Annotated in this window: 2 protein-coding genes; both read left to right on the top strand. The window is 40.5% G+C overall.

Annotation, left to right across the window (positions count from 1 at the left end; all coding sequences use genetic code 11):
* The first annotated feature begins 368 nt into the window (after positions 1-368).
* Positions 369-3,497: an efflux RND transporter permease subunit gene (locus tag Q0791_RS24465; RefSeq protein WP_299011876.1), complete on the top strand. Its 3,129-nt coding sequence runs from the start codon at positions 369-371 to the stop codon at positions 3,495-3,497.
* Positions 3,494-4,594 (top strand): efflux RND transporter periplasmic adaptor subunit, encoded by a 1,101-nt coding sequence (locus Q0791_RS24460; RefSeq protein ID WP_299011875.1) that lies wholly within the window; start codon positions 3,494-3,496, stop codon positions 4,592-4,594. The genes Q0791_RS24465 and Q0791_RS24460 overlap by 4 nt, the downstream gene beginning before the upstream one ends.
* Positions 4,595-4,708: the final 114 nt, after the last annotated feature.

Here is a 4,708-nt window from a genome sequence, read left to right as displayed (position 1 = left end):
GGAATTAGCGCAAGGGCTTTTTTGCATTTAATTGAAAGAAATCTTTTAAGTGAACACAAAGCCAGCTAAACGAATAAAAAAAGGGCTTTTTGATTGTTTTACACTCTTATTCAAACAAGTTCTTTGAGCTTAATACGATTCTTATTAGGATACTCGTGCCTTCTCGCCTAACAAACATAACCTATATACGACTTCATATAATCAATGTGCGGTCATTTAAGCTCAATAAATTAAAATTATGTCGAAATATCATGAAACATTTTATTGACATTATCTACTAGTTTACTGAAAACATTATCGTTATCATCAAGCTTATTTGCTACTGCACATTGATACTGTATCAAGCATCCTTAAGGATTGTGTTTAACATGGATCTCACCCGCACGAGTACTCAACATATTGCAGCAACTTTAGTCTGCCTACTGTTGATTATCATTTTTGGAATATTGGCCGCCACCAAATTACCTATTCAACTTTTACCCGATCTACAACAACCTCAGATTTCTGTTTTCAATAACTGGCGAGCTGCAGCACCACAAGAAATGGAAGCCAATATCATTGAGCCTCAAGAGCAAGTACTGAAGCGTGTACCGGGAGTCTTAGAAATGGAATCTTCAATTTCTCAAGGTTTTGGTCGAGTCTCATTAACCTTTGAAGTCGGACATAACATGCAAACAGCCATGATCGACGTCATTAATGCCATTAATCAAACTCCACCTAGACCCAGAGATGCTAATGAACCTTTTATTGACGTCGGTGGAGGTAACACTCCTAACCTCGCTTCTTTACTCATTCGAATGGATGAAAACAATCCTCAAACTGATTTTGCTCAGTACCAACAACTCATTGATGAGGTTGTTGAACCTAGATTACGACAAATTACAGGGGTAGCCAGTGTGGGGCTACAGGGGCGTGCACCGAAAGAACTCCATATTATATTAGATCCTTATCGTATCGCCGCATTAAAAATCAGCCTGACTCAAATTCAATCTGCCGTTATACGTGCCGCGAATATATCAGGTGGCAGCGCTAAAGTAGGCCGTCGTCAATATAATGTACGCTTTATAGGACAATATACACCTGGGGATCTTGGCAGACTTATTATTAGCTACCAAAAAGGCAGACCTGTTTACCTCAATGAAATTGCTAAAATCAAGCTTACAACTCGTGATAGAAATGGCTTTACTAAACGCAATGGTTATCCAGCTTATTACATGACCATTCAAGGAGGGTTTGATGCTAATACTGTTGAAGTGCTTGAAGGAATAAACCTTGCAATTGATGAACTCAATCAAGGTGCTTTAAAACAAGTAGGCTTGATTATTGAATTATCCTTTGATGCCTCTGTGCACATCAAGCGCGCCATATTCTTAGTACAAAGTAACATTGCGCTAGGGATCTTGCTAGCCTTACTGATTTTATATGCTTTCTTACGTAACCTTAATGCAACCCTAATGATTGCGTCGACGATTCCCGTTGCACTTTTAATTGCCTTTGTTGTTTTACGCCTCATGGATCGTAGCTTAAATGTCATCTCTTTAGCCGGTCTGGCTTTTGCTGTCGGTTTAGTATTAGACGCAGCAATTATAGTACAAGAAAATATTGTCAGACTATTGCAACAAGGCACACCACTCCACCAAGCCGTCATCAAAGGTACCGCTCAAGTTAAAGGCGCCCTCCTTGCCTCTACTGCCACCACTGTGGCTATTTTCTTACCAGTCTTATTTATGCCTGACATTGAAGGACAACTTTTTACCGATCTTGCATTAACACTGTCGGTTGCAGTCGTTTCTTCTTTTGTTAGTGCGGTAACCTTAATTCCTGTTTTTAGTTTGCTCTGGCTTAAGGTCACTCCCGCAACAAATCATTTTGCTGCTCATCATAGATCTGATACTGCTAGGCAAACACAAGCAAGAATATCTTTTTGGCAAAAGTTATCTCGATACGTACTCGTACTGACAGGTAATAATCAACGCGCGCTCATCTGGTGTAGCCTATTAATCATCGGCAGTAGCATTATCACCATACTGTTATTACCTAGAGTTGATTTTCTACCGCAAACGAAAGCTGACAATATTGCCGTGTTTTTTTCCTTACCGGCTGGGGCAAACATCGACACCCTAGAAAAAGAAACAGCCGCAAGCATCATTCAACGCTTAAAACCTTACTACGAAAAGCAACAGCAACCCTATATTCGTGGTTACAATTTATCAATGTACACTAACTTCAATGCCGCCTTTATTTATCCTGAAGATCCAAAGCAAGTTAAAACCATGATAGATATTCTTAAAAAGGAGATTTTTGTCGATTTACCCGACCTTCAAGCTTTTGTGAATAGAGGCTCACTTCTGCGAGTGGGCTTTAATGGCGGTCGTTCCATTACGCTCGATTTACAAGGGCCTGAACTCCCTCTATTATTAAATGCAGCCGAAAGGGGCATAGCTTTACTTGAACAAACATTGCCTGACGCTGTAGTACGGCCCATTCCAAGTTTGTCATTAGCACAGCCTGAGTTACAGCTTTTACCCAGAGAACATCAATTAGCCCAAGCAGGACTGGATAAGAGTCAACTCGCTCAAGCCATAAGAGCATACACCTCAGGTTTATTCGTTGGTGAGTACTTTGATGGCAATGAGCGTATGGATGTTTTACTGCGAAGCCCCAAATGGCAAACACCTGAACAATTAGCGGCGCTCCCCATACATACTCCCACTGCAGGAGTACAAACCATTGGTGAACTCACCGATATTCAACGTGCAGTCGGACCCACACAATTACAGCGAATTAATGGAAAACGAACAGTTAGCCTTTTGATCATTCCACCTGATGGTATGTCTTTAGATGAAGCGCTCTCTCAAATCAAGCAAAACATCTTACCTAAACTTAAAAGTGAATTAACGGCGAATTATATGGTGAAATTTCGTGGTAATGCCGATAAATTACAACACACTTTGACAGACATGGGCTATAACTTTTTATTAGCACTCGTCATCTTATTCTTATTAATGGCGGCTATGTTTAACTCTGCAAAAGACAGTTTACTGGTGCTCTTATCTATGCCACTGGCAATGGCAGGTGGTGTAGTGAGTCTTTGGATATTAAACCTGTTTACATTTCAAAGCTTAGATTTACTCACTATGATAGGATTTATCATATTACTGGGCTTAGTAGTCAATAATGCCATTTTATTAGTCGATCAAACACGTCAAAGATTAGCTGCACACTGTCATATAGATGATGCTATTTACCAAGCCGTTAAAAGCCGAGCACGTCCCGTTTACATGAGCACCTTAACCTCTATTTTTGGTATGTTACCTTTAGCCCTCATTCCAGGTATAGGCAGTGAAATTTATCGAGGTCTAGCCGTCGTTATTGTAGGTGGTATGACTTTCAGCGCACTCTTTACTCTCATTCTCATGCCAAGTTTATTGAGACTCACCTATAAAACCACAACAAAAAATACAACAACCCCATCTCTAGCAGGGATCCACTCATGAAACTCATTCAGATTTATAGTCTCTTGTCATTCATACTCTCAAGCCATGTAATGGCAAGCGAGATCACACCGAACAATATTGAAGCCGCAACCTTAGTTGAAGTTGCCAAAGTTGAAGCGAGAACACTGGCTCCCAAAACCATGATTACCGGTTCGGTAAAACCGAGATACTATGGTGAATTAACTGCTGGACTTGCTGGTAAATTGAAATGGATTGCTGATGCTGGCAGCAATGTAAAACATAACGATGTTATTGCTAAGCTAGATGATCGACGTTTACTGCTTCAACAAACAGAGCAGCAAGCTCAAATTGAATACGAAACTGTAGTCCTAAACCGTGAACAAGCTAACTTTGAAAGGATCAGCCAATTAACATCAAATATTAGCCTTTCTGAATTAGACCAAGTGCGTTCAGAGCGTGATTTAGCGGCAACTAAGTTAAAACTCGCCAAAATTAAACTGGCATTGATTCAAGATGAACTGGCTAAAACCCATATTCGCGCTCCTTTTGATGGTATCATTACACAGAGACTACGCCAAATTGGAGAAGATGTGGCCGCATCAAGCGCCATACTCTCCATGTTAAATCCACTAGAATTAGAAATCCATCTATACGCTCCACTGAAATACTATCAAAGAGTCAAAGTCGGTGAACAATTGCGTATCTTTCACGCACAGGGCAGTTTTAAGGCGCCTATTCATTATTTAATTCCAGTTTCTAGCAATGACTCACAAACCTTTGAAGCGCGAATATCTATCCCTAAAGAACAATTACCTCATGTTAATATTGGTGAAATAGTCTCTTTGGAAATGCCCATAGCGCCTAAACGCTTGAGCCTACTCGTACCAAGAGATGCCTTAGTTTTACGCTCAAATGAACATTATGTCGTTAAAATCAATCAAGATAATCAAGCTGAAAAAATACCAGTGGCAATAGGAGAAGGCGAGGGAGATTGGATAGCTATCACGAGTCGAAAACCTCGAGCCTTAAAAGCTCAAGATATTGTGGTCATTCGAGGCGCCGAAACCCTAAAAGCGGCACAGAGGGTAAAATACACGACCACAGCAGCTCAGTCTCAAAGCGCTAGTACAAGTTAACACTCATTTTTACAAGCCAATTTGAATCATACTCGGCACTGAGGGATCCCCACTTTTCTGGCTCATAAACAATGAATACTGATTGTGAAGTGAGCCAAGTTATACAGCACATAA

It is taken from the genome of uncultured Shewanella sp. (assembly GCF_947495455.1).
Classification (GTDB): domain Bacteria; phylum Pseudomonadota; class Gammaproteobacteria; order Enterobacterales; family Shewanellaceae; genus Shewanella.
This window is presented reverse-complemented; position numbering and strand designations above follow the sequence as displayed.

Bases quoted from the DNA above. Each gene is read 5' to 3' on its own strand.
- Q0791_RS24465 (WP_299011876.1), top strand. From the start codon at position 369: ATGGATCTCACCCGCACGAGTACTCAACATATTGCAGCAACTTTAGTC.
- Q0791_RS24460 (WP_299011875.1), top strand. From the start codon at position 3,494: ATGAAACTCATTCAGATTTATAGTCTCTTGTCATTCATACTCTCAAGC.